Consider the following 24,052-nt stretch of genomic DNA (forward strand, 5'->3'; position numbering starts at 1 on the left):
GCCTCAATCTGTATGATGGGATGCAGGTGCGCGGTCAGGCTTCGCCGCGGGCGACCTTTTCCTGCTGCTCTGCCTTGCTTTCCTGGGGCACGAAGCTGGTGCCGGTCACCCCCATCCAGATCAGGATCGGTGCGGCCATGTAGATCGAGCTGTAGGTCCCGATAAAGATCCCCAGCGTGATCGCGGCGACCATGCCGAACAGGCTGGCAGGGCCGAACAGCAGCAGCGGGATCAGCGCGACGAGCAGCGTCAGCGAGGTCATGATGGTACGTGCCAGCGTCTCGTTGACCGACAGGTCGAGCAGTTCGGGCACGGGCATCTTGCGGAATTTCTTCAGGTTCTCGCGGATACGGTCGTACACCACGATGGTATCGTTCAGCGAATAGCCGATGATGGCGAGGATCGCGGCGATGATCTGCAGGCTGAATTCCAGCTGGGTGATCGCGAAGAAGCCCATGGTCAGCGACACGTCGTGGACCAGCGCGAACAGCGCGCCCACCCCGAACTGCCATTCGAACCGGACCCAGATATAGATCGCGATCGCGGCCATCGCTGCCAGCAGCGCCCACAGCGCACGTTCGCGGAATTCGCCCGCGACCTTGCCGGAAACGGTGTCGTTACCGTCGGTCCGAGCGTCGGGATATTGCTGGTCGATCGCGGCAATCACCTTGTTGCCGATCTCGGTCGCCGCGCCGGGCGTGTTCTCGACATCCTCGGGCAGCGGGACGCGGATCGAGACCTGGTTGGGCTGGCCGAATTCCTGCACCACCGGCTCGCCATAACCCAGATCGCCGACCAGATCGCGCAGCTGCGGGATCGGGGCCTCGTTCTGCTGCTGGAAGGTCAGGCGCACTTCCTGACCACCGGCGAAGTCGACCCCGTAGTTGAGGCCCATGGTGAACACCGCGACCCAGCTCAGGATCATCAGCACCACGCTGACGATGTAGAACGGCACGCGCCAGCGCAGGAACTTGATGTTGGTGTCGTCGGGAACGAGCTTGAGAAGTTTCATGATGTTACTCGATGCCCCGTCAGATGTTGATTTCGCGCGGACGCTTGGCCTTGAGCCAGCCCGCGACCCACATGCGGGTCATGGTCACGCCGGTGAATACGCTGGTGAACAGGCCGATGATCAGGACCACCGCGAAGCCGCGGATCGGGCCCGAACCGAACAGGAACAGCAGCACCCCGGCAATGAAGTTGGTGATGTTCGCATCGTAGATCGCACGGCTTGCCTCGCGGTAGCCGTTCTCCACCGCGGTCACCACGCGCCGCCCCCGCTTTCGCTCTTCACGGATGCGTTCGTTGATCAGCACGTTGGCGTCCACCGCCGCGCCGATCGTCAGCACGAAACCGGCGATACCGGGCAGTGTCAGCGTGGTGTTGAGCGCGGCCATGATGCCCAGGATCATGATCACGTTGATGACCAGCGCGCAGGTCGCATAGACCCCGAAGCGGCCATAGGTGGCGATCATCAGGGCGACGACCAGGATCGAGCCGATGCCCATCGCGAGCAGCCCGGCGCGGATCGAGTCGGCACCAAGATCGGGCCCGACGGTGCGTTCCTCGACGATCGAAAGATCGACCGGCAGCGCGCCCGAACGCAGGCTGATCGCGAGCGCGTTGGCGCTGTCGGCGGTGAACCCGCCCGAAATGCGCGCCGCGCCGCCACGAATAGGCTCGTTGATATTGGGCGCGGACAGCACTTCACCGTCGAGGATGATGGCAAAGGGCTTGCCCACATTCTGCGTTGTCAGCTGGGCGAAACGCTGGCCGCCCTGGCTGTCGAACTGGATGTTGACGATATTGCTGTTGTCCTGCGGGTCGACCCCGGCCTGCGCATTGACCAGGCTGTCGCCCTGAATACCGCCAAGCCGGCGAACCGCGAGGCTGGTGCCTTCGAAAGCGGACCCTTCCGCAAAGGGGAAGATCTCGCTGCCCGGAGGGGCGATACCCTCGGCAACGTCGCTCGGCAGGGCTTCCTGATCGACCAGCTTGAATTCGAGCTTTGCGGTCTGGCCGAGCAGTTCCTTGAGCTGTTCGGGGTCCTGCAGGCCCGGCACCTGCACCACGATGCGGGTGTCGCCCTGGCGCAGGATGGTCGGCTCGCGCGTGCCCAGCTCGTCGATCCGCCGGCGGACCACGTCGGTCGCGCTGTCCATCGCCTGGGTCACCGCCTCGTCGAGGCCCTGTGCGGTCGGGGTGAGCACGATCCGGCTGGTGTCGACCACGCTCAGTTCCCACTGGCGGGTCAGCCCGGTGCCGTTCATCAGCGGGGTGAGGACTTCGCGCGCCCGGTCGATCTCGCTCGGATCGTCGAGCATGAAGGAGAGGCGCCCGCCCCGGGTCGAAACGTCGCCGATGCGGATCTGCGGGCTCGCATCGCGCATCGCGGTGCGAACCGATTCCTCCAGATTTTCGAGCCGCTGCGCCGCGACCTGCGCGGGCTGCGCTTCCAGCAGGATGTGGCTGCCACCGGCAAGGTCGAGCCCGAGATTGACCGTCGGATCGGGCAGGCTGCGCGGAAAAGGAATGTTGGCGATGGAGAAGAACGAAGGGATGGCGCACGCGGCCACCACCAGGGTCAACGCCCACAACCAGATCTTACGCCAGCGCGGAAATTCGAGCATTGGTAGAAGCCTCTTCGCGCTCAGTCGTTGCTGGCTTTGGGCAGGATCACGTCGCCGATCGTGCTCTTCACGGCCTTGACCCGCACATCGCGTGCCAGTTCCAGCTCGACCTCGTCGTCGCGCACGGCGACGATCTTGCCGATCAGCCCGCCTGCGGTGACCACCCGGTCGCCCTTCTTGAGGCCGCCGATCTTTTCCTGGTGTTCCTTCTGCCGCTTCATCTGCGGGCGGATGATCAGGAACCAAAAGATGAGGATCATGCCCACGAAGGGCAGGAACTGGATCCAGGCCGGGGGCGCTGATGCGCTGGCCGCGGCGGTCATAAGGTCGAGCATGAGGGTACGGGTGCCTGTTGAAATCCGGATGTCGAAATGGAGCGTCGATGCGGCGACCGCAAGCCGGGCGGAAAGAATCCGTCCCCTGCCGCGTCACCGCCACTCCAGACCCGCGCGCCTAGCAGCCTTGGCAGACAAGAGCAATCGGCGGCGCACAGCGGCTTTGACGCGCGATTGGCAAACAGTGGCAAACGGGCATTGCCAGCTGCGAATGTCGCGCCTATAGGCCCCCTTCCACTGCTCGGGAAGTAGCGCAGCCTGGTAGCGCATCACACTGGGGGTGTGGGGGTCGCAGGTTCGAATCCTGTCTTCCCGACCAGTGGAATTACCCTCTCAAAACACATCCCGCACAAACCCTTGCCATATCGGCTGCGGCCGGGTTTCCGTCGGGAGTCCCCTTTCAGAAGAGCGCTCTGGCAGGCCTGCACAGGCGGTGCAGACGCCCTCCCCTCACCCATTTTGCCCAGGCGGGACGGCGCCACATACCCCGGCTCCGCCAGCGCACCGCTCTTCAGCAGCGCGTGGCAGCCAGACATGCAAAGAGCGGCAGACCAAGGCAGGCCTGCCGCTCTTTGCTGTCTCGGGGTCGCGCCTGTCGGCGATCAGTCCTCCAGCACTTCCGGATCGGTCGAGTCGCCGCTGCGGAAAGGCGGCAGCACGTCCTCGGGCTTGAGCACGGTGATCGGCAGGCCCAGCGGTTCGAGCTGCGGCTTGACGATATCGGCATCGCCCACCACGACCCACACCCATTGCGATGGCGCGAGCGCGGCCTTCACATCGGCGCGTAGCTCGTCCAGCTCCACCGTCTTGTACTCCTCGCCCAGCGTCGCGTAATAATCGTCGGGCCGTCCGCGACGCACGTTTTCCTGCATGCCCGCCAGCACGCCGCCAGCCGAACTGAACCAGCTGCTCATCGAACGCAGGCGGCTGTCGCGCACGAAATCCAGCTCTTCCTGGCTGATCGGGCGGGTGGTGACGAAATCGGTCACTTCCTTGCGCAGCTCGCCCACTGCAGGGCCGGCCTTGTCCTGCTGCACGCTGGTGGCGGCGACATAGGATGTCTCCTGCAGCTGATCGACGAAGCTGCCGCTCGCCCCATAGGCCCAGTGCTTGTCCTCGCGCAGGTTCATGTTGATCCGGCTGAGGAACCCGCTGCCCAGGACCTGGTCGGCGAGGTCCAGAGAGACGAGATCGTCGCTGGTCACGCCTTCGACCAGCTGGCCGCCCGCAATCGTGGTCTGGGCCGAATCCACCCGATCGATGAGGACGATCTGCGGCGGGGCCGGATCGGGCGCCGCGCGCGTGGGCATGGACGGCGCCGCACCGGCGACCTCCCAGGTACCGAATTCCTCTTCCAGTCCGGGCTGGAGCTTCGCCAGCGGTAGATCGCTGACCACGAAGATCCGGGCGCCTTCGGGCCGGACCCATTCGTCATGCGACGCGTCGAGCTGCGCGGGCGTGATGCTGGCGAGCACCGCGGGATCGCCCATGCCTTGATGGATCGCATAGGGCGAATTGGCATCGATCAGCCGCGGCAGGACCTCCTGCACCAGAGCGTCGGGCAGGATCCGGCTGTTGTCATAGCGGGTCAGATAATCGCGGCGCAGCCGGTCGATCTCTTCCTGCGGGAAGGTCGGCTCCTTCACCACGCTGCCCATCAGATCCAGCGCGGATGCGAGGTTGATCGACGGAGTCAGGACATAGACCGAGCTTTCATCGACCGTGGCCCCGCCGCCGAGCGAGAGGCCCAGCCGTTCCTTTTCGGCTTCGATCGAGGCGGAATCGCGACCGGGAATGCCCTGATCAAGCGTCGCCATCATCATCCCGAACAGCCCGTCCTCGCTGGGCGCGTCCACCGCGGTGCCGACCGGAAAATTGAGCGAGATCTGCGTGAAGGGCACGGTGTCCTTCTGCGCGTAGATCACCTCGATCCCGTTCGACAGCGTCGTGCGGGTCACTTCGGGGAAGCGTGTTCCGCTCGGCTCACCCAGCGGCGGCATCGGCATGCGCTGCTTGCGCACGACCCCAGTCGCCTCAGTGCTCGCCTCTGCGGACGGCGTCTGTGCCGACGGCGTTTCCGGCCGCGTCGCGGCGTCCTCTTCCACGATCCGCGCGCCTGGCACCACGGTCAGCGCGTAGACCGGGCGGGTCAGCCATTTGCGCGCGATGTCGAACGCATCCTGCGGGGTCTGGCGGGCGTAGAAGTCGATATCGCGGCGGTAGGCGTCGGTATCGCCGATCAGCACCTTGCCGTTGGCCAGCGCCTGACCGCGTCCGGCGAGCGATTCCTGCCCCATCGCATAGCCGACGACGAACCGCGTCACCCACCGGGTCACTTCGTCCTCGGTCGGCTTGCGCGACAGGAACTGTGCGATCGTCTCGTCCAGCGCCTTGCCTGCGAACTCGGGATCGACCCCCTCGGCCACCTGTCCACGGATGGTGAAGGTACCGCCCCGGGCGAGGGTCGAATTCTCGGTCCCGATGCCGTCGAACAGCTTGCGGTCGCGCACCAGCACCCGGTCGAGCAGCGCATTGTCGATCTGCCCCAGCACGCCCGCCACGACATCGAGGCCGAGGGCATCGGTATTGTCGTACCCCGGCACGGCCCACGTGCGCACGATGGTGGGCTGGGTGACGGGTGCGGTCACCGTCTCGTCGATCCGTTCGGGAAGGGTCGGCACGGGCGCGACGATTTCCGGATTTTCCGGCCCGCGCGGGATCGCGCCGAAATACTTCGTCACCACCCGGCGCGCCTCATCCTCGCCGATATCGCCGGCGAGCACGAGGATCGCGTTGTTGGGGCCGTAATGGCTTCGGAACCAGCCCCTCATATCGTCGAGATTGGCCGCATCGAGATCGGCCATCGATCCGATGACGCTGTGCCCATAGGGGTGGTCTGCGGGATAGAGCGTCGCGGTCATCCGGTCGCTGATCACCGACTAGGGGTTGTCCTCCCCCTGCCGCTTCTCGTTCTGGACGACGCCGCGCTGTTCATCCAGCACCTCCTGCGTCACCGCGCCGAGCAGGTAGCCCATCCGGTCCGATTCCATGAACAGCGCGCGCTCCAGCGCGGAGGCCGGGACGGTCTCGTAATAGTTCGTCCGGTCGTTACTGGTCGTGCCGTTGATCCCGGTCGCGCCTGCTTCTTCCAGCGGCTTGAAGAAGTCGCCCGGCACATTCTCGCTGCCGTTGAACATCAGGTGTTCGAACAGGTGGGCGAAGCCACTGCGGCCCTCGGGCTCGTTCCTCGATCCGACATCGTACCATACGCCGATCGAAACCTCGGGTGTGGTCCGGTCGGTGTGGACGATCACGGTCAGGCCGTTGTCGAGCGTGAACTCGGCATAGGGGATGTCGATCTGCGAAACGAAGGTTTCGAGCGGGGTCGTCGCCTCGACGGCATCCGCCGCTTGCGCAGCGGTGTCCTGCGCGGCTTCCTGTGCCTGGACCGCAACCGGGACGGGAAGCAGCGACAATGCGCAGCCGGCAAGGAAAAGGGCTTTGAGGTTCATGGTGTGGCTCCGGGGGAATGCGCGCAGGTGCGGGCCGGCACGCGATCGTGCCAGCCCGCAGCCACGGATCAGAAGGACTTGGTGAGCGTCAGATAGAAGTTCGTCAGCCGCGGATCGGCGTTGCGGCTGTAGAAGATCGGAGAGGCCAGCGTGTCGATCGGCGGCTTGCTGCCGAACACGTTGTTGATCCCGGCGCGAACCTTGAGCCCGCGATCGAAATCGTAGGTTGCCGCGATATCGTGATAGAATACGCTATCCACCTTGGCCGAGCCCTGGGTTGCGACGACGGACCGGTCCAGTTGGAGGTAGTAGCTGTCGACATAGCGGCCCTGCCACGCGATCGAGAGCGGCCCCTTGCTCCAGCGGGATGCTGCCATTGCCGCGCCAGCGCAGCGCGCCGTTTTCGCCATAGCCCTGCCCGTAACTCACCGTGTTCACACCGGCGTAGTCTTCCTCGGGCTGGCCGGGATAGGTCTCGACAGACAATTCGCGCACCCAGGTCGCCGAAGCGGAGAAATCGATCGTCCCGCCGAACAGTTCGTCGCTGTAGTCGAGCGCGAAATCGACCGCTTCCGCCGTCGACCCGACGAGGTTGGCCAGCGAGATATCGATCGAGGTGATCGGGCCGACGTCGTAGCCGTCCGACGCGGGGCCGCGCTCCACCCTGTCCGGATAGCGTTCGAGGAATATCTCCAGCGCCTCCTGCGTGGCGTCGTCATACGCATAGAGCAGGTTCGGCGTGAAGTAGTTGTCTTCCTTGCGGATCTGGGTCCAGTCGGCGGAGAACCGCAGGCCGGGCAGGAAGCGCGGCGTCAGGATCACGCCGATGGTCCAGGTCTCGGAGCTTTCCGGCTTCACGTCGGGGTTGCCGCCGTAATACCCCTGAATCTCATACCCGAACGCGGTCGGCATCCCGATCGGCTCCCCACCGCGCAGCGGATCGCGGGCCTCTACGCCCAGAATGCCCTGAAGCTTGGTCAGCTGGTCGAGCGTGGGCGGCAGGTAGCCGGTGGTGTAGGAGCCGCGGAAGGTCACGTCTTCGATCGGCGACCAGCGCACGCTGACCGACGGGTCGGTATGGCTGTTCTCGGTCGTCGCCAAGCCGAGATCCGCACCCTGCGGCGGGCAATCCTGATAAATGTCGTCGCTGGGCAGCGCGCCGAACCCGAACTGGCAGATGATATTGGCCAGCGCGCCTTCGCCCTTGTACTGCTCGTGCCGGGCGGCGATCCGCAGTTCGAGCGAGCGGATCAGCGGAACCGCGTTGTCGACCCCCACGATCGGGAAGGCGATCTCCGCAAACCCGGCGAGGATCGTCTGCTTGCGCTCGGGCGTGTAGGTCACGCTCGAAAACTCGCTATTGATCGCGGAGATCACGCTGCCGGCCACCTCGACCGAACGCTCGACATTGAGCGTCATACGCGGCTGCCCGCCGGGCAAATCGATCGGCACCGGCCCCGCCAGCCGCAGCGACTGGGTCGCGATGGTGGTGGTGGCGGGGGTGGTGATCGAGCCGAAATCGCTGTCGATATAGGTCAAGTCGAGCGGATCGAGCCGCAGGTCGCGCAGCACGTCCTGCGATCCCGACCCCAGCAGAAGGGTAAGGCCGGGGGTGTAGTTGGAAGGCGACTTGTCTGCGGTGTAACGGTTCTTGGCCCAGGAAAAGTCGGCCACCGCCTGCCAGTCATACGGCAGTTTGACGATCGCGCCGGCGACCCCGCGCAGCTGGTCGTTCCGGCTCGATACGTCGGCCTCGGCATTGCCCTGCGGCAGTGCGACGCTGATGTCCTGTGCGAAGGGATTGTTCGGCGCATCGGCAAGCAGCGTCACGCTCGACGGAGCGCGCGTGACCGTGGTGCGCGAAATCGCCCGCGAGGCCGCGCCCTCCACATAGACGCTCAGCCAGTCGTTGAACTCGCGCCGCACGGCGAGCGTGCCGGCGAGATTTTCCGCACCGTAGAGCAGCGGCGCGAGCTTGCCTTCGCCAACGGCGCTGATCGGCTGGTCGAAATTGTAACTGCCGATCGTCGCGATCAGCGGATCGACCCCGTCCAGCGCCACCCCGCGATAGCCGTCGGGCACATAGGCGATCGGGCTGTCGAACAGCGTGCCGCCATATTCAGGGTCGAGCTGGAGCGGGCTGCCGTCGATGGTCTGGATATTAGGGGTCGCGCCGGAAGGCGGAAACGCACCGTAGAAGAACGTGGGATCGTTTTCGAGAATGCGCTGGCGCCCGCGCTCGAACAGTTCCGAACGATCGCCGTAGAGCAGCGGGGCCTGCTTGCGCCAGCTGCCGGTGAACGAAATGTTGGTCCGCCCACCCTCGATCGTGGTCGCGCCGGTGAAGTCGATCCGGAAGTCGGGCTGCGCGAAATCATAGGTGTCGGAGTAGTTGGCGCTGATCTCCGCACCCTGATAGTCGCGGCGCAGGATGATGTTGATCACGCCGCCGCTCGCGCCGCTGCCGTAAAGGCCCGAGGCGGAGGAGGCGAGCACCTCGATCCGTTCGACCGCGGCCAGCGGGATGCCGGTGATTTGCGGCTGGTTGATCTGCCCCTGCCCCAGATTGATCCCCGGCTGCCTGCGCCCGTCGACCAGGATCAGCGTATCGCGCGAACCGAGACCGCGCAGGTTGATATTGCTGAGGCCGCGCTGGGTGTAATTGGTCCGCCCGCTCATATCGCTGGTCGAAGGGGCGGAATTCACGTTCAGCTGGTTGCGCAGGAATGTGTCGAGATCCGGCGCGCCGGACTCCTGAATGTCCTTCTGGGTGAGGACGATGAACGGCTGACTGTCGTCCTCGCTACGTTCGATGCCGGTGTTGAGCGACCAGTTGCGCTTTCCGGTGACGAGGATTTCGGGGGTGGCGTTTCCCCGCGCCTCCTGCCGGACGATCGCGATCGCGCCGCTCTCGTGGAAGGCAACGCCGAAGCCCGTCCCGTCGAGAATCCTCATCAGCGCCTCTTCCGGCGTGAACACCCCGGAGACACCCTGGCTGCGAACCTCTGCAATATCCGCCTCGCGATAGACCAGTTCGCGGCGCGACTGACGCGTCCAGCGGTCGAGCGCGCTCTTGAGCGTGCCTGCCGGAATGGCGAATTGCTGCTTGGTGGAGGCAACCTCTTCCTGCGCAACGGCTGCCGTCGGCATGGCCATGAGACCGCCTGCAACCCCGGCCAACAGCAGTGAGACGGATTTCGAAAATGACATAAGTAACCCCCCGGTTCTTTTCGCCGGCACGCGCTTTGGGCCGGCCTCGAACACTGGGACAAGCGAGCGTCATCGATCCGTAACGCCGATCTCAAAAAAATGTCACCGCCGTGAAATTTTCAAGCCGGGTGCAAAAAGATGTTACGGATTTGCCGCGTTCGATTGTCGTGGCATTCGTGACCGCAAAGGAAATGGCGTCGGCAGGGCAATGGTGGACGACACCCAGCTTCAGATATGGTTCTGTGAGGAGGTTCTTCCCCTCGAACCCTCGCTGACGCGCTATTTGCGCAAGAACTGGCGGACCGAGGAAGACGTGACCGATCTGCGACAAGACGTATACGAGGCCGCCCTGAACGGCGCGCGTCGCGGCTTGCCCGATCGCACGCAGGGCTATCTGTTCACGATCGCGCGCAATATTCTGATCAACCGGGCCAAGCGCGACCGGATCGTCTCCTTCGAACAGGTGGCCGATCTGGAAAGCGCGGCGAACGCGCACATCGATATTGAAGGTTCGGAGCGTCATCTTGCCGCGCGCGATGCCTTGCGCCGGGCCCAGGCGGGCATGGAAGGCCTGCCCCCGCGTTGCCGCGAAGTGGTCCGCCTGCGCAAGGTGGAAGGGATGTCGCGGATCGAAGCGGCCGAGGCGATGGGCGTCGGGCTCGACACGATCGACCGGCAATTGCGGCTCGGCATTCGTGCCATGGCCGATGCCATGCTCGGCGGATCGGGGCGGATCCAGCGCGAAGAGCCACAGCGTGCGCGGCGGAGCAAATTGCAATGAGCGCCGCAGAGATCGAAGATATCGCAGCCGGCTGGCTGATCAGACGCGAGGAACCCGGCTGGACCGACCAGGACGAGGCGGAGTTCGCCGCGTGGATGGACCGCTCTATGGCGCATAAGGCGGCCTATTGGCGGCTGGAGCACGGCTGGCGTGAGGCCGATCGCATTCCCGCATTGGGCGACACGCCGTCTTGCGTTGAGGAAGAGGAGGCTTCGGGCCCCCGCCGGACGGTTTTCGCGCTTGTCGGCGCGCTGGCCGCCTCGCTCGTTCTGGCGCTGACCGGGATTGCGATGTGGAGTCCGCCGGTCCCGACCGAGCCGCCTGCCCGGTACGAGACGGCGCGCGGGGCGCGCGAAGCGGTAAAACTCGCCGACGGCAGCACGGTGGAACTGAATACCGCAACCAGGCTGCGGGCCGCCAGCGGCCCGGACGCACGCGAAGTGTGGCTTGACGAGGGCGAGGCCTTTTTCGACATCGTGCACCGCCCGGATCGCCGGTTCATCGTCCATGCCGGACCCAGGCGGATCGTCGTTCTCGGCACGCGCTTCTCTGTCAAACGCTCCGGCGACGATGTGACCGTGGCCGTGGTTTCGGGACGGGTGAAGGTCGAAGATAGCGCCAGCGCGGAAAGCGCGGGTGCAGCGATCGTGTCGACCGGTGATGTCGCCTACATACGCAAGCAGAACACGCTGGTGGTCGGGTCCAACGGAGACGAGGTCAACGCGATGACCGCGTGGCGCGAGGGGTTGCTGGTGTTCGACAACACGCCGCTGCGCACCGCAGTGGCGGAATTCAACCGCTATTCCGGCAAGCCGATCCAGGTGGCCCCGGACATCCAGCAGATCAGGATCGGCGGCTCGTTCCAGACGCACAACGCCGATGCATTTCTCGACCTGCTGCAATCGGCCTACGGCCTGCATGTCGAGCGGCACGAGGATATGATCGAACTCAAGCGCTGATCCGGCGGCTTCTTCGTTCGACGGACAAGCTCGATCGGGATGGCCGCGGCGTGCGCGCTATTGCGCGCCGCGCGCTTTGCGGTAAGCCACCTTCATCATGAGCAGCATCACGATCACGCGTGTCGATAACGACACCAAGGGGCTCTACATGGCCCAGGTCGAAGGGGTCGACGAGGTCGGCGAACTGACCTTTTCGCGCGCCAGCCCCACCCTCGTCATCGTAGACCATACCGGCGTGCCCGATAGCCTGCGCGGCAAGGGCGTCGGCTCGGCACTGGCAGAGCGGGTGGTGGCAGACGCGCGCGCGGAAGGCTTCCGTATCGTGCCGCTGTGCCCATTCTTCAAAGCGCAGGCGATGCGCCATCCCGACTGGGCCGACGTCGTCCAGTAATCCGTCTCGCGCGGTCAGGCCGACCTGCTCTTCACCCGTACAAAGAGAAACGGCGCGAGGGTTGCCCCCCGCGCCGTCTCTGTTTTGCCTGTCCGGCGTGGTGCGGATCAGAAGCCCGCGCGCACCGTGATGCCGTAGGTCCGCGGTTCGGCGAGGTAGGCCGAATAGGTCTGCTGCGGAGCCACGAACGGCGTGTTGATCGCGACCTGGGTGTAGTCCTGATCGAACAGGTTCTGCGCCCACAGTTCGATCGCCCACTTCTCGTCCGGGCCACGGATACCGATGCGGCCGTTGACGAGGACATAACCGTCCTGCTCCTTGCCGTACAGCAGGTCGGAGCCGGTGTTATAGTCGCTGGTCATGCGGGTGTTGATGTAGAACAGACCGGTCAGACCGCTATTACCGATCGGCGGAGTGTACGAGAGCGATGCCGTCGCGGTGATCTCCGGCGCGTTCGACAGGTTGTCACCCGGCAGCAGACGCAGCGCCGGGTCCAGCGGTGCGCCAGTGTCGTTGCCGATCAGGTTGGTCTCGTAGCTGGTGTCGGCATAGGTCAGGCCGAGGTTGGCGTTGAGGAAGCGCGCCGGTCGCAGACCCAGTTCCAGCTCGACACCCTTGGCGATCACACCCGGCTGCACATCGTCGGCAGCGCAGGCACCGGTCGTGCCGCTCGCATCGCGATCCGCCCCGCCCAGGTCCGCACCGCACGAATTGACGTTCTGGACCAGGAAGACCGAGCCGTTGAACGTGTTCAGCTGGAAGTTGGAGAACCGCTGGTAGAAGGCGGCGGCCGTCAGCGTCCAGTCGCGGCCATCATACTTGCCGCCCACTTCGAATGCGTCGACGGTTTCCTGGCCGAACTGCAGGTTCGCGGTCGAACCGGTCACAGCAGGGTTACCCACCAACGGGCTCGCCTGCAGCGCAGAGCGGTCGAGGTTGAACCCGCCCGCCTTGTAGCCACGCGAATAGCTCGCGTAGGTCATCAGGCGATCGGTCGGTTTGAACGAGATGATCGCGGTGCCGGTGAACTCGTCTTCGTCGCGGCTGTCGGCAATCGAAACGCCGTTCAGCTCGCTGGTGCTGTTGCCCTGGCACGACAGCGAGATCAGGCCGCCGGCCAGACCCGCCAGCGCGGGCACGCCGAGCAGCGGCCCAAGCAGTGCCCGGTTGGTCGGGCAAGCCGTGTTGTCGTTGCCGAAGCTGGCCGAGAAGTCTTTGTTCTCGTTGGTGTACCGCAGGCCGAGCGTCAGGTTCAGACGGTCGGTGATGTTGATGATGTTGTGGGTGAAGAGCGCCCAGTTGGTGCTTTCCTGGTTGTACACGTCGCCCGTGCTGCCCCGGTCCCTGACGGTCGCGAGGTTGTTGATCCCCGCGATGATCAGCGGCGTGGCCGCCCCGAACGCGCCCGCACCGCCATTGGCCGCGGTCAGCGCACCAATATTGGCACCGAAGCAGTTGGCCGCCGAAGGATTGGCCAGTGCCGGGTTGATCGCCAGTGCGATGCGGCAGTTGGCGAAGGTGCCGTACTGCGTGCCGAAGCGCAGGTTGTCGCGGGTTTCCAGCTTTTCATTGGCGAAGTAGCCGCCAACCAGCCAGTCCAGCGTGCCGCCGAACGCTTCGCCCTGCAGACGCAGTTCCTGGCTGAAGGTCTTGAACTCACGCGCACCGGCGTTGGGGCCAGGCGCACGATAGAGGATGTCGACCTGGGTGTAGTCGGTGTCCGACCCTTGCGTGTTAGAATAGTCGCGGTAGCCGGTGATCGAGGTCAGCTGCGCACCGCCGAAATCCCAGTTCAGCTCGAGAGCGGCACCATAATCCTCGGTCTCGCCATCATAGCTGCGGCCCGGGGTCACGTAGATGTCGCGGTCGAACGTGCTCTGCGTCAGCGCGTTGGGGTTCTGACCCAGGCCGAGCAGGATGTTGACGATCGGGTTCTGCGTGCTCGTCAGCGCCGGGCCGCCATCGGGCCGGGCAAACGGATCGAGCCCCGGGCTGACCCGCGCGAGCGGAGCGAACTCTGGCTGCACGAAGGTCGCGGCACAGCACGCCTCATCCTTCTTCGAATAGTCGCCGGTCAGCCGGATGGAGAGCGTGTCGGTCGGCTCGAACAGCATCTGACCGCGGATCAGGTACCGGTCGCGATTGTTCACATCCACGTCGTTGACGACATCGTTGTAGAAGCCGTCGCGCCGGAAATAGACCCCGTCGAGGCGCGCCGCGACGGTGTCGCCCAGCGGCGCGTTGATCCCGGCTTCAACCTTGACCGCGTCGTAATTGCCGTAGGTGAAGGCACCATAGCCGGAAAATTCGAACTCGGGCGGCGCGGTGTAGATGTTGATCAGGCCAGCCGAGCTGTTGCGTCCCCCCAGCGTGCCCTGCGGGCCGCGCAGCACTTCGACCCGTTCGATCGGGCCCAGTTCGCTCAGCGCATTGCCCGAGCGCGAGCGATAGACGCCATCGACGAACACTGCGACCGAGCTTTCCAGACCGGGGTTGTCGCCGACCGTGCCGATGCCGCGGATACGGGCCGAGCCATTGGCTTCGTTACCGGTGGAGGAGACCAGCAGGGACGGCGCGACCTGGTTGAGTTCGCGAATATCGCTGGCACCCGAATTGCGCAGCTCTTCCGCGGAGACCACGTTCACCGCCACTGGCACATCTGTCAGTTCCTGCGTGCGGCCCTGCGCGGTAACAACGATCGTCGTTCCGCCGTCGAGCTCTTCCTGCAGTTCGGCTTCGGTATCTTGTGCATCGGTCGTCTGCGCCAGCGCGGCCACCGGCTGGAAGGCGAGGCCTCCGGCAAGTGCTCCGAGGGCGATCGAGCGTGTCAGAATGGCTTTCATAGGTCTCCCAATCCCAATGTTTTTGCGGAGAGAGACTGCGCCTTGACGCACCGCCAGCGGCGATCACGTGGTTGGTTTTAAAGGGGGCGCGCAGCTTTTGCCTGTCGCGCCCACCGATGCATGCTCTCCCAAGCCGCGCTATTCTGCGCGTGTTCTCGTCAAACTACAAGCGCGACCTGCGGTCGTCGTGCGACTGTGACAGTTGCGTAACACTGTGCGGCACGCGCTTGCATTCCGTAACGTCAGTAGCCCTTGGTCGTCGCATAGAGGTCACGCAGATGACTGCTCGCGCCCCATGCCGCCTCCAGCACCCGCGCGCGTTTAAGATAGAATCCGACGTTGTATTCGTCGGTCATCCCGATTCCGCCATGCAGTTGAATGCCCTCCTTGCTGATCAGGTGCAGCGCATCGTTCGCGCGCGTCTTGGCGAGCATCGCCGCCTCGGTCACCGCGAACCCGCTGTCGAGCGCCTGCAACCCGCCTTCGACCGCCGAACGGGTCATTTCCAGTTCGCTGTAGAGGTCTGCCATCCGGTGCTGCAGCGCCTGAAACGAGCTGAGCACCTGATTGAACTGCACGCGTTGCTTCAGATAGTCGAGCGTGGTGTCGAACACCGCCTGACACATGCCGAGCATTTCCGCAGCGGTCAGCACGCGTGCGCGATCGAGGATCTTCTGCGCCAGATCATCCCCGCCAGCGGCCAGTTTCTGCGCGGGCGCATCATTGAAATCGATCTCGGCATGGTCGCGCATGTCGGCCAGCGCGCGGCTCGAGAGCGTAACGCCCTGCCCCTGCTCGACCAGATAGACGCCATCGCTGGCCAGGACGACGAACAGCCCGGCACGGCTCGCTTCGTGGACGAAGGCCTTGGTGCCGGTCAGACGCCCGTCGTGCACACCGGCGCTCGCCTTCAGCCCAATATGACGCGGGCCTTCATCGAAGGCGAGCGTGCCGATCAACTCGCCCGAAGCGAGCCGGGGCAGGTATTCCGCCTTCTGTTCGTCGCTGCCGCCCAGCACGATCGCCGATGCGGCGAGTGCGGAGGCGATCAGCGGGCTCGCGGCGAGGCTCTTGCCCAGTTCCTCGACCACCAGGCCAAGGCTCATCCAGCCGAAATCGCTGCCGCCATGCTCTTCGGGGATGATGATCCCCGCCCAGCCCATCTCGGCCATTGCGCCCCATGCATCCGCGTCGAACGGCTCACCCGCGTCGCGCACCTTGCGCCAGGCACCCACCGGATGCTCGTTCTTCGTCCACTCGCGCGCCATGTCGCGCAGCATTTCCTGTTCGTCGTTGAGAACCGCCATGAGTCCCGCTCCCCTTACTGGTGGTCGAGCATCCCGAGGATGCGCTTGGCGATGATGTTGTTCTGGATTTCGGTCGAGCCGCCGTAGATCGTGGTCGCCTTGCCGAAGAGCCACGCGCGCGTGCCGTCCAGCTCCTTCTGCTCGAAGCCCTCGCCTTCCCAGCCGAGCCCGCGATAGCCCTGAATCGCGATCATCAGCTCGGCGCGTTCCTGGCCCAGCTTGGTGCCCGCCTTTTTGAGGATGGAGCTGATCTCCGACACGCCGCCTTGCGCCTTGCTTTCCTCCATCGCGCGCCGCGCGGTCAGCAGGAAGGCGTTCCAGCGCATTTCGAAATCGGCGATCTTCACGCGCAGTTCGGCGTCGGCCAACTTGCCGTTCTCGTCCAGCCCGATGTAGCGTTCCGCCACCTTGCCAAGCGGCTGCGAATTGAGCGCGGCCAGCGCGCCGCCGCCCGAAAGATTGGTCCGTTCGTGCTGCAGCAGCTTCTTGCCGATGGTCCAGCCCTGCCCTTCCTCGCCGACGAGGTTTTCCTTGGGCACCTGCACATCGGTGAAGAAGGTTTCGCAAAACGGGCTCATGCCCGAAATCATCTTGATCGGCTTCACCTCGACGCCGGGCGCGTGCATGTCGATCAGCAGGAACGAGATGCCCTTGTGCTTGTCCGCGCGGCTGGTGCGCACGAGGCAGAAGCACTTGTCCGCCCACTGCCCGCCGCTGGTCCAGGTCTTCTGCCCATTGACGAGGTAATGGTCGCCCTTGTCCTCCGCCATCGTCTGCAGGTTCGCGAGGTCCGACCCGGCATTGGGTTCCGAATAGCCCTGGCACCACCGGATCTCGCCCTTGCAGATCGGCGGGATATGCTCGTGCTTCTGTTCCTCGCTCGCGAATTCGAGCAGCGTGGGGCCGAGCATCATCACGCCCATCCCGCCGATCGGGTTCCACGCCCCGACCTTGGCCATTTCCTCTTCGAGCGCGCGGGCCTGCTTCTTGGTCAGCCCGCCGCCGCCATATTCCTTGGGCCAGGTGGGCGTGCCCCACCCCTTCTCGCCCATCGCGAGGCGCCATGCCTTCTCCGCGGGGCTTTCTTCGCCCGCTTCCTCGACACTGCTGAGGAGGTTGTTCTTGCCGCGCAGTTCGGGCGGAAAATTCTCTGCCAGAAAGGCGCGCACTTCCTCGCGGAAGGCGTCCAGGTCGGCTTTAGCTTCGGGTTCGGCGACGCTCGCCATGTTCACTCTCCCATACCGGCTGTTATGGGCACGACACTGGCGCAGGTTTACGCTCGCGTAAAGTGCTTTCTCGGTCGCCCGATGGACGAGCGCGCCCCTTCCCGGGCGCGTCACCCTTCGGGTCGCGCGGCCGCTCCGTTGAGCAGGTGTTCTTCGAAATACATCCGCAGCGCTTCGGTGGAGGAGCACGCCCCCAGCTTGAAGAGCATGTTCGCGCGGTGAATTTCGACCGTGCGCGGGCTGATCCCCAGTTCGATTCCGATCACCTTGTTGGAATGGCCGCCCGCCATGCGCGCCAGCACCTCGCGCTCGCGAGGGGAAAGGTGGGCCAGCCGGGTGCGGGCCAGGGCGGCACGCTGGCGCGCGGCGGCATAGGGGCCATTCCCGTCGCCCAGCTGGTCGATGCTGCGGAGCAATGCAGCGGTGTCGAGCGGGAGCGAGAAATAGTCGTACCCCCCGCCGCGCAGCACAGCGACCACCCGCCGCAGGCTGGGCCGGCTGGCGTAGGCGATCACTGCCAGCCAGCACCCTTGCGCGCGAAAGTGTTCACACACGCCAAGCGCCATCGGCGTATCGTCCCCCACCAGCACCACCTGTTCGTCGCCCGCGCGCCGCGTCACGAACTGTTCGAGCGTGTCGAATGGCTGTGCGATTACGCCCGCAGCCTCCACCTGTCGTCCAACCTGATCGCGCACTTGCTCGTCCGCGTCGATAACCGCCAATGTTCCCCGCATTTGGCACCCCTTTCTGCGTGTTAACCCTTAAGGGTCGACCGCAGTCATCCGCGTTTTCCCGGCTCGCAGAAATACGAGGTATTGCGGATGTGGAGCTATTTGAGGGGCTTGCTCCGTCCAAAAAGAGCCAAAGCCTAGGTATCCGCGCGTAGGGCAGCTGCTCGGTTTTGGAGAAAAATGTCCCGCAGGCTCTAGCCGGTGCCCAATTGCCCCGGTCCCGGGAGGGCGGCGCGCAGGCGACCCGGTGATGCTGATCGCGAACAGTGCCAGACTGCGCGCGATGTTGCTGTGGGAGCCGCGCTACGACCGGCTGGAAGCCATCATCCGTCATGCGCTGGCGTGGGAGGAAAAGCTCGCCACGCTCGACCGCGAGGATCACCGCAAAATCCGATGACCGATCCGCTGCCGCGCGAAAATCCTACAAATTATCGCTGTCCTACAAGGGTTTGTCGGACGTAGACGACGCGTGTCGCTGCCTGTTTGCCGTCCGTCGCATCGCCCCCGCGGTGCGGGCGCGGGTGCGCGATTTCCCTGTCGGAGATGCCCATGCCCCAAGCCCTTCCCCCGTCCCCGCCCAAACCGATTCAGACCCCCGCCCCTTACGTCACTCCCTCCGCCGTCGCTTTCGAGAAGGCGGGCGAGGCGATAACCGCCAGCGCCGCCAGCCCCCTGCCGATCGGCGAGGTCAGCTATCGCGCCGCGCGCCCTGCGGCGCTCGACAGCGTGCTGGAGCCCGGTCGCGCGCTGGCGATCGTCGCGCAGCAGACCGGCCAGCTAACGCTCGCGCTTGCGGGCGGCGGCGCGATCGATCTGCCGGTCGAACCGGGCCTGACCGTGCTGCCCTTCGCGGTGGCCGGGATCAGCGCCGGTGCCCCGGACTTCGCCCCCGCCCTCACCCTGCTCGACTGACGAAAGGCCCGCACCATGCTCCAGACGATCCAGCCTCGTCCCGCCGCCAGCGCGGCGCAAGCTCCGTCGATCGCCGCCGCCAACGGCTTCGGTCACATCAAGCACATGCTCGACCAGGGCCGCGATGTGTCTATCGTCAACTGGTCGGACAGCCTGTCCAACTCGCGTGAAAGCCCGCGCGAATTCATCTTCCGCCTCGCCGACGTGATCGCCACCCACCCCAGCCAGCCGACCGTGCTGGTCACGACCTGGGCCGACGGTGTCTATGGCGGCGCAACCACCGAAGCGGTTGGCAGCGGACCGACCGTGCGGATCCGCAACTTCGCCGTGGCGGGCGGGCAAATGGCCCACGGGCTCGGCACACTGTGGCGCGACAGCGGCCTCGCTGATGAGACGCCGGACCTGCTGACCATCTGCCACGGGCACAATCATGTGGTCGGCACCACCGACGAACAGGTGCTGGGCGAATTCCTCACCGCGCTGGAATACTACCGCCTCGCCCATCCCGGTGTGCCGATCGTCGCGCTGCTGCAGAACCCCCGCGCGGACGGCTCCGCGATGGACCGTGCGGTCGATGCGTGGCGGCGGGTTGCGCGACTGCGCGATATCGCGCTGATCGACGCGCACACGCCCTATCTTGCAGCGGGCAAGCCGTCCGCGTGGTTTGCCGATGGCGATCCGGTGCACCCCAGCGACGCGGGTATCGAAGCGGCATACCTGCCCGCGATCCGTGGTCTGTGGGATGCCGCCCCCGCCCGGGCAGCGCTCGGTCCGCCATCGACCCTTTGCGGGCTCGACCCGGCGCTCAACCTGATTCCAAATGGCGACTTCTCCCGCTTTGATGGCGCGCTGCCCGATGGCTGGGTGGCCGCATCCGGGGTGACCGCCAGCAAGGAGCCGGGGATCGTGCGCGACCGTGCGCTGGGCCATTCGCTCAAGCTCGCCAGCACTGGCGGCACTGTGTTCCTCAACCGCATATCCCATACCCTGCCCGATTACGGCCACGCACCTCTGCGCGGCAAACCGGTCTCGCTGTTCGGCTGGGTGTACAAACCAACGGGCGCGCCGCACACGCTGGGCGCAATCACGCTGGAGGCGCTGGCCCCTGCGGGCGGATCCGCCGCCTGCACGACCCGGCCGCTTGCGCAGGATCAGGGCAATGCCTGGGTGCCGTGGGCGATCTGCGGGCTGATGGTGCCAGCGGAGTGCTACGAGATCACCGTGCGCCTGCACCACGACACGGCGGCAGCTACCGCCAGCCAGCCCGTGTATTTCCAGGGAATCACGCTGGTGCCGGGCTACCTCCCGCGCGGGCTGTAGGACCTCCCGCGCGTCTCGGCCCTAGCCTTCGAAGTCGGCGACCTTGACGGTCCGCCGGATATCTTCCGAGGCGGGGCCGATCGCGGCGGGCTGGCGGATGCCGGGCCGCACGCACACATCGTAAAGCTCGGTCAGGATACCTTCAAAGTTCATCGAGTGGACGATGCTGCCATTTCTGGTGTCGATGAAATAGAGGCCGGTGCGCGGGGTCATCTTGCGCTCAGCCAGTTCCTCGTCGAGCTTGAGCCCGCTGAAGGTCTTGTTGTCGCGCGGGAGCGACATGCCGACCACCGCGATCTCGCGCATGAAGGCGAGCCTGCGCAGGTAGCCGGGGCAGAAGGCGGCCGGGACGAACGCGCCCTTGTCCATATCGACATAGCCGAAGTGCCCTTCGCCGCTGTGCAGCCACAGCCGCCCGTCGCGCCAGCGCAAAGAGTGCGGTATGAACAGGCCTTCCCCCAACCACCTTGCCGCCCTCGATCTCGATCACCACGCCACCGTCGCGCCGATGGCCGCGCCATCCGTCGAAGGTGTCGGACTGGCTGACGGCGGTGACGAAAGCGCTTCACCTTCGGCTACATGACATGCATCGCGACGAAGTCCATGTCCGGCCCCGCAGGCCCCGGGCCAAGAGGATGGAGGGTCGGCGCCCGGTCGGCAAAACCATGTGCTCCGTGCGAAACCGCGCCGGCCTCGACAGGCCCGGCGAAGAGCTCGGCCCATTGCGGCAGAGGAGAGCCTGCCTGCGATTGGGCGTCCTGCCCGATCTGCCGGCTCTGGCGCACCCACTCGACATTGGCGCGCGCCACATAGGCGCCCGCCCCGCCGAACCCGACCAGATCGGACAGTCCATCGCCGTCGATATCGGCGACGAAGCGGGGAAACCGGTCGTTGCTCGACCAGCTGCCACCGGCATCGCTTTGTCCGAAGGAATCGACCATCCGCGTGGTATCGCCGAAGGTGCCGTCGCCGCGCCCCAGCGCTACGTAGGTGCCGTCTCCGCCGAAGCCGATAATATCCGCCACCCCGTCGCCGTTCACATCGCCCAGCGTGCGCGGATAGCGGTCTGCGGTCGACCAGCCGCCGCCAACATCGGCATAGCCGAAGCCCGCTATGCCGAGCATCATGCTGCCAAAGCTCCCGTCGGACTGCCCCAGCGCGACGTAAGTGCCGTTGGCCGCGAAGCCGACGATATCCGCGCGTCCGTCGTTGTTTACGTCGGCAAGCACACGCGGGAAGCGATCGTCCGACGACCAGCCGCCGCCCGCATCCGAAGCGCCGAACCCGTTCAGCGCAAGCTGCGTCGCGCCGAAGCTGCCATCCGACTGGCCGAGCGCGACATACACGCCCGCGCCGCCGAAGCCGACCAGGTCGCCGCGCCCGTCGCCGTTCACGTCCGCCACGGTTCTGGGGTAGGTGTCCGCGCTGGTCCAGCCGCCCGCAGCATCGCTCGCGCCGAAGCCTGCGTAGGCGAGCGTGGCAGGCCCGAAAGCGACCGCCTGCCCCGAAGCCGGAGCCTGGCCGAGCGCGATCGACACGCCCGCCGAACCGAACCCGATCAGATCCTGCAGCCCGTCTCCGTTCACATCGGCAAGGGTGCGCGGGTAGAGATTGTCGTTCGCCCAGCCGCCCGCAGCATTGCTCGCGCCGAAACCGTTACAGGCGAGGAAGGTCTCTCCGAAGGTGCCGTCACCATTGGAAAGCGCCGCAAACAGCCCTGCACTGCCGAAGCCGATCAGGTCCGCCCGGCCATCGCCGTCGATATCCGCCACGCCGCGCGGATAGGTCGTGTTGTCCGCCCAGCCGCCTGCCTCAGGCGCGTAGCCGAAGCCTGCATAGCCCAGGCTCACCGAGCCGGTGGTTATTTCCTGCACATAGGTGCCGTCCGAAAACCGCAGCTGCTCGATACGAACCAAATCATCGGTCCCGTCCGGCCCGGAAACCTGCACATGCCCATTCGCGAGCTGTGTGATCGTGTAGTCGCTGCGCCTGCCGTCAAACCTTGCGGTATCCACCCCGGCACCGCCGTCGAGCACGTCATCGCCGCCCTCTGCGTGAATAGTGTCGTTGCCCGAAGTGCCGATGACGGTTTCGTTGCCATCCCCCAGGCGCAGCACCGAGACTTCTTCGATCCCGGTAATCGATGTGCCGTCGATGAGGGTTACGGTGCTGCCCGAAGTGATGGCCGCCAGGTCGATCGTGTAGTCGAGCCCACTTTCGCCCAGCCACAGCTCCAACGTGTCGTACCCGCTGCCGCCATCGATGATGTCGAGCGGTCGGCCGATGATGAGATCGTCACCGGCGTCACCGAAAAGCTGATCGACGGAGTAGTCATCGTAGCCCGGCGACACTTCCCCGCCGTTGAGGCGATCATTCCCATCACCACCGCGCAAAATGTCCGCTCCGGCACCGCCATAGATGTCGTCGTCTCCTCCCCCGCCGTCGATCGTGTCGTTCCCGCCAGGGAAGTTGTAGGAATCGCCCTGAAGGATATCATTGCCCGCGCCGCCGATGACGACGTCGTCGCCCGATCCGAAGGTGATGACGAACCTCTCGAAATCGGTCAGCGTGACCGCGAGGTTCCCGACCCCGCCGACATTGAGCACGACGGAGCCGGTGTCCGCTTGCGAAAGATCGACGTTCACTCCGAGGTCGTTGTGGGTGGTAAGAACCGAGCCGGCAACCCAGGGAACCCACATGATCCGCATATCGACATAGGCCGTGTCGAAGCCTGAGCCGCCGTCGGCGAGACTGTCGTAGCCGACGTAGATCCGATCATCGCCGCCTTCTCCGTAAAGGGCGTCTGGTCCGTTCTCGATCACGAAAGGACCGTGAAGCGCGGGGCGGGTGACTTCGGCACCTTCGGCGAAAAAGGCGCGCATGCCCGTATTGGTGCTGCCCGCAATCAGATCGTTCCCGCCCCCGCCATAGGCTGTGTCCGCACCCTCGCCGGTCAGAATGATGTCATCGCCATCGCCCCCGCGCAGCGTGTTCGGGCCATTGCCGCCTTCGATGAGGGTGCCGGTCGTGGCGGTCTGACGCTCGAACGGGACGAAGGTGTCGTAGGCGGATGACGGGGCGTAGAAGGCCGGCCCGTAGCCGTGCAGATCGTTTAGGGGCAGCGGCCCGCTAGCTCCGGTGGGAAAGCTCCCGTCCGACTGGACAACCAGGAGATGGTCCCCGAACACAGCGGCGGCCCGGTCGAGTGCGGCCTGGTTGGGCATATTGTCCAGCAGATACCAGTCGACCGCATCGCGATACTGGTCGGCGATCGCTCCGCTCGCACCCCCCGGCGAGTTGTCGGGCATATAGGGATCGGTCGATGCGATCAGCACCGCGTCCGGATTGATACTGTCCATCACGCCCCGAATTCGGGTGACGAACTCGGTCATCGCCTGTGCCTGCGCGGCAAGTTCGTCGCGGGCGGCAGCGGTGGCAGGCTCTCCGTTCAGCGAGACATATCGCTGGTAGTAAGTGTTCACATCGTCGAGAAAGATCGCGTTGAAGCCACGCTCGGTAAGCAGGAACGTGACCTGATCGACCACGATCTGCTGCCAGTCCGGATCGGTGAAATCGACCAGCCGCCCGTAGTCGTTGGTGGGTGCACCCTGAAGAAAGGCAGGCGCGGTGGCGGCAACGGGATTGAGATCGTCATCAGTCGAGTTACCCGCTGAAGTCCAGTCCGGATTCCAGTATCCGCGCGCAGTGTCGGTCACCCCGACATTGACGTAACCCGCGACCAAACGGCCCTGCGCGATCAGATTGGCTGCCTGCTCCGCACTTAGCTGCTCTGTTACCCGCGGCGAATCATCGCCATCACCCTCGGTGATGATGAGGTCGGCGTCGGCAGACAAAAAATCTGCGTAATTCACGTTTGAATACTGAATGATGAAGC

At 65.2% G+C, this 24,052-nt stretch carries 20 protein-coding genes and 1 tRNA gene; 8 read left to right on the forward strand and 13 right to left on the reverse strand.

The features are described from left to right. Window positions 1-34: 34 nt before the first annotated feature. From secF to yajC, 3 genes are read right to left on the reverse strand one after another with little or no spacing between them, the layout of a single operon-like run. Window positions 35-1,012, reverse strand: a complete 978-nt coding sequence (gene secF / locus K7H93_RS01660) for a protein translocase subunit SecF (protein WP_230782118.1) — start codon at window positions 1,010-1,012, stop codon at window positions 35-37. A 19-nt stretch (window positions 1,013-1,031) separates the two neighbouring features. Next, entirely contained in the window at window positions 1,032-2,630 is a 1,599-nt protein-coding gene (secD, locus tag K7H93_RS01665; protein ID WP_010239241.1) for a protein translocase subunit SecD, read from the reverse strand. Window positions 2,631-2,650: 20 nt separating this feature from the next. Continuing rightward, window positions 2,651-2,965, reverse strand: coding sequence for a preprotein translocase subunit YajC (yajC, locus tag K7H93_RS01670; protein ID WP_010239239.1), 315 nt, complete (start codon window positions 2,963-2,965; stop codon window positions 2,651-2,653). A 242-nt stretch (window positions 2,966-3,207) separates the two neighbouring features. Here yajC and K7H93_RS01675 point away from each other — a divergent pair. Continuing rightward, window positions 3,208-3,284, forward strand: a tRNA-Pro gene (locus K7H93_RS01675). Between the two features lie 283 nt (window positions 3,285-3,567). Here K7H93_RS01675 and K7H93_RS01680 read toward each other — a convergent pair. The 4 genes from K7H93_RS01680 to K7H93_RS01695 form a co-directional block, all read right to left on the reverse strand. Beyond that, window positions 3,568-5,901 carry a M16 family metallopeptidase gene (locus K7H93_RS01680; RefSeq protein ID WP_230782120.1) on the reverse strand — a complete coding sequence of 778 codons (2,334 nt, stop codon included), beginning with the start codon at window positions 5,899-5,901 and terminating at the stop codon, window positions 3,568-3,570. A gap of 3 nt (window positions 5,902-5,904) precedes the next feature. Next, window positions 5,905-6,477, reverse strand: a complete 573-nt coding sequence (locus tag K7H93_RS01685) for a M16 family metallopeptidase (protein WP_230782121.1) — start codon at window positions 6,475-6,477, stop codon at window positions 5,905-5,907. Between the two features lie 68 nt (window positions 6,478-6,545). Then, window positions 6,546-6,737 carry a hypothetical protein gene (locus K7H93_RS16055; protein ID WP_338080266.1) on the reverse strand — a complete coding sequence of 64 codons (192 nt, stop codon included), beginning with the start codon at window positions 6,735-6,737 and terminating at the stop codon, window positions 6,546-6,548. Then, window positions 6,730-9,633 carry a TonB-dependent receptor domain-containing protein gene (locus K7H93_RS01695; protein WP_230782122.1) on the reverse strand — a complete coding sequence of 968 codons (2,904 nt, stop codon included), beginning with the start codon at window positions 9,631-9,633 and terminating at the stop codon, window positions 6,730-6,732. Before K7H93_RS01695 ends, K7H93_RS16055 begins: the two co-directional genes overlap by 8 nt. On the opposite strand from K7H93_RS01695, the gene K7H93_RS16060 reads away from it, so the two are divergent. The 3 genes from K7H93_RS16060 to K7H93_RS01710 all read left to right on the forward strand — a co-directional run bounded on the left by K7H93_RS16060 (window position 9,587) and on the right by K7H93_RS01710 (window position 11,818). Next, on the forward strand, window positions 9,587-10,468 hold the full coding sequence (locus tag K7H93_RS16060; RefSeq protein ID WP_230782123.1) for an RNA polymerase sigma factor: 882 nt from the start codon (window positions 9,587-9,589) through the stop codon (window positions 10,466-10,468). The genes K7H93_RS01695 and K7H93_RS16060 overlap by 47 nt on opposite strands. Then, a complete protein-coding gene (locus K7H93_RS01705) occupies window positions 10,465-11,427 on the forward strand; it encodes a FecR family protein (RefSeq protein ID WP_230782124.1) in 963 nt (320 codons plus the stop codon). Before K7H93_RS16060 ends, K7H93_RS01705 begins: the two co-directional genes overlap by 4 nt. Before the next feature lie 97 nt (window positions 11,428-11,524). Continuing rightward, complete coding sequence (locus K7H93_RS01710) at window positions 11,525-11,818, forward strand: GNAT family N-acetyltransferase (RefSeq protein ID WP_230782127.1); 294 nt, start codon at window positions 11,525-11,527, stop codon at window positions 11,816-11,818. 107 nt (window positions 11,819-11,925) lie between these two features. On the opposite strand, the gene K7H93_RS01715 is transcribed toward K7H93_RS01710, so the two are convergent. The 4 genes from K7H93_RS01715 to K7H93_RS01730 all read right to left on the reverse strand — a co-directional run bounded on the left by K7H93_RS01715 (window position 11,926) and on the right by K7H93_RS01730 (window position 17,916). Then, the gene (locus tag K7H93_RS01715; protein WP_054523963.1) at window positions 11,926-14,661 is read right to left on the reverse strand and encodes a TonB-dependent receptor; all 2,736 of its coding nucleotides are present in this window, start codon (window positions 14,659-14,661) and stop codon (window positions 11,926-11,928) included. A 242-nt stretch (window positions 14,662-14,903) separates the two neighbouring features. Next, window positions 14,904-15,968, reverse strand: coding sequence for an acyl-CoA dehydrogenase family protein (locus K7H93_RS01720; protein ID WP_010239225.1), 1,065 nt, complete (start codon window positions 15,966-15,968; stop codon window positions 14,904-14,906). Between the two features lie 14 nt (window positions 15,969-15,982). Continuing rightward, on the reverse strand, window positions 15,983-17,194 hold the full coding sequence (locus K7H93_RS01725; RefSeq protein WP_010239223.1) for an acyl-CoA dehydrogenase family protein: 1,212 nt from the start codon (window positions 17,192-17,194) through the stop codon (window positions 15,983-15,985). Window positions 17,195-17,304: 110 nt separating this feature from the next. Beyond that, window positions 17,305-17,916 carry a response regulator transcription factor gene (locus tag K7H93_RS01730; protein WP_230782129.1) on the reverse strand — a complete coding sequence of 204 codons (612 nt, stop codon included), beginning with the start codon at window positions 17,914-17,916 and terminating at the stop codon, window positions 17,305-17,307. Between the two features lie 259 nt (window positions 17,917-18,175). Here K7H93_RS01730 and K7H93_RS01735 point away from each other — a divergent pair, with 259 nt between their 5' ends. From K7H93_RS01735 to K7H93_RS01745, 3 genes are all read left to right on the forward strand, one after another. Beyond that, window positions 18,176-18,322 carry a hypothetical protein gene (locus K7H93_RS01735; RefSeq protein ID WP_230782131.1) on the forward strand — a complete coding sequence of 49 codons (147 nt, stop codon included), beginning with the start codon at window positions 18,176-18,178 and terminating at the stop codon, window positions 18,320-18,322. 152 nt (window positions 18,323-18,474) lie between these two features. Then, window positions 18,475-18,837, forward strand: a complete 363-nt coding sequence (locus K7H93_RS01740) for a hypothetical protein (protein ID WP_230782133.1) — start codon at window positions 18,475-18,477, stop codon at window positions 18,835-18,837. 15 nt (window positions 18,838-18,852) lie between these two features. Beyond that, on the forward strand, window positions 18,853-20,157 hold the full coding sequence (locus tag K7H93_RS01745; protein ID WP_230782135.1) for an SGNH/GDSL hydrolase family protein: 1,305 nt from the start codon (window positions 18,853-18,855) through the stop codon (window positions 20,155-20,157). 21 nt (window positions 20,158-20,178) lie between these two features. Here the strand turns inward: K7H93_RS01745 and K7H93_RS01750 are convergent, their stop codons facing one another. Further along, on the reverse strand, window positions 20,179-20,589 hold the full coding sequence (locus tag K7H93_RS01750) for a DUF4915 domain-containing protein (protein WP_230782137.1): 411 nt from the start codon (window positions 20,587-20,589) through the stop codon (window positions 20,179-20,181). A gap of 10 nt (window positions 20,590-20,599) precedes the next feature. Between K7H93_RS01750 and K7H93_RS01755 the strand changes: the two genes are divergently transcribed. Further along, window positions 20,600-20,740: a hypothetical protein gene (locus tag K7H93_RS01755; RefSeq protein ID WP_230782139.1), complete on the forward strand. Its 141-nt coding sequence runs from the start codon at window positions 20,600-20,602 to the stop codon at window positions 20,738-20,740. Here the strand turns inward: K7H93_RS01755 and K7H93_RS16035 are convergent. Beyond that, the gene (locus tag K7H93_RS16035) at window positions 20,733-24,029 is read right to left on the reverse strand and encodes an FG-GAP-like repeat-containing protein (RefSeq protein WP_338080267.1); all 3,297 of its coding nucleotides are present in this window, start codon (window positions 24,027-24,029) and stop codon (window positions 20,733-20,735) included. The two genes, K7H93_RS01755 and K7H93_RS16035, sit on opposite strands and share 8 nt — an antisense overlap. Window positions 24,030-24,052: the final 23 nt, after the last annotated feature.

It is taken from the genome of Citromicrobium bathyomarinum (assembly GCF_021021475.1).
Lineage (GTDB): Bacteria > Pseudomonadota > Alphaproteobacteria > Sphingomonadales > Sphingomonadaceae > Alteriqipengyuania > Alteriqipengyuania bathyomarina.